Annotated in this window: 1 rRNA gene; it reads left to right on the top strand. The window is 51.1% G+C overall.

Going from position 1 to position 1,635, the window contains the following annotated elements:
• The first annotated feature begins 4 nt into the window (after positions 1-4).
• Positions 5-1,579: ribosomal RNA gene (locus QUF07_RS13895) — 16S ribosomal RNA — on the top strand.
• Positions 1,580-1,635 lie beyond the last annotated feature (56 nt).

Here is a 1,635-nt window from a genome sequence, read left to right as displayed (position 1 = left end):
ATTTTAAGATGAGAGTTTGATCCTGGCTCAGGACGAACGCTGGCGGCGTGCCTAATACATGCAAGTCGAACGCGTCTTGGTTAAAGATTTTAGGTGCTTGCATTTAAATGATTTAACATTGAGACGAGTGGCGAACTGGTGAGTAACACGTGGGTAACCTGCCCTTGAAGTAGGGGATAACACTTGGAAACAGGTGCTAATACCGTATAACAACTCAAACCACATGGTTTGAGTTTGAAAGATGGCTTCGGCTGTCACTTTAGGATGGACCCGCGGCGTATTAGCTTGTTGGTGAGGTAACGGCTCACCAAGGCAATGATACGTAGCCGACCTGAGAGGGTAATCGGCCACATTGGGACTGAGACACGGCCCAAACTCCTACGGGAGGCAGCAGTAGGGAATCTTCCACAATGGACGAAAGTCTGATGGAGCAACGCCGCGTGAGTGATGAAGGGTTTCGGCTCGTAAAACTCTGTTGTTGGAGAAGAACAGGTGTGAGAGTAACTGTTCACATCTTGACGGTATCCAACCAGAAAGCCACGGCTAACTACGTGCCAGCAGCCGCGGTAATACGTAGGTGGCAAGCGTTGTCCGGATTTATTGGGCGTAAAGCGAGCGCAGGCGGTTTTTTAGGTCTGATGTGAAAGCCTTCGGCTTAACCGGAGAAGTGCATCGGAAACCGGGAGACTTGAGTGCAGAAGAGGACAGTGGAACTCCATGTGTAGCGGTGAAATGCGTAGATATATGGAAGAACACCAGTGGCGAAGGCGGCTGTCTGGTCTGTAACTGACGCTGAGGCTCGAAAGCATGGGTAGCGAACAGGATTAGATACCCTGGTAGTCCATGCCGTAAACGATGAGTGCTAAGTGTTGGAGGGTTTCCGCCCTTCAGTGCTGCAGCTAACGCATTAAGCACTCCGCCTGGGGAGTACGACCGCAAGGTTGAAACTCAAAGGAATTGACGGGGGCCCGCACAAGCGGTGGAGCATGTGGTTTAATTCGATGCTACGCGAAGAACCTTACCAGGTCTTGACATCTTCTGCCAACCTAAGAGATTAGGCGTTCCCTTCGGGGACAGAATGACAGGTGGTGCATGGTTGTCGTCAGCTCGTGTCGTGAGATGTTGGGTTAAGTCCCGCAACGAGCGCAACCCTTATTGTTAGTTGCCAGCATTTAGTTGGGCACTCTAGCAAGACTGCCGGTGACAAACCGGAGGAAGGTGGGGATGACGTCAAATCATCATGCCCCTTATGACCTGGGCTACACACGTGCTACAATGGACGGTACAACGAGTCGCGAAACCGCGAGGTCAAGCTAATCTCTTAAAGCCGTTCTCAGTTCGGATTGTAGGCTGCAACTCGCCTACATGAAGTTGGAATCGCTAGTAATCGTGGATCAGCATGCCACGGTGAATACGTTCCCGGGCCTTGTACACACCGCCCGTCACACCATGAGAGTTTGTAACACCCAAAGCCGGTGAGGTAACCTTCGGGAACCAACCGTCTAAGGTGGGACAGATGATTAGGGTGAAGTCGTAACAAGGTAGCCGTAGGAGAACCTGCGGCTGGATCACCTCCTTTCTAAGGAAAAACGGAATCCTGCACATTGTCGAAAGTTTTGTTTAGTTTTGAGAGGT

This window comes from Lentilactobacillus sp. TOM.63, from assembly GCF_030361045.1.
In the GTDB taxonomy this organism is placed as follows: domain Bacteria; phylum Bacillota; class Bacilli; order Lactobacillales; family Lactobacillaceae; genus Lentilactobacillus; species Lentilactobacillus dabitei.
The sequence above is the reverse complement of the archived record's forward strand: the minus strand, read 5'-3'. Positions and strand labels throughout refer to the sequence as shown.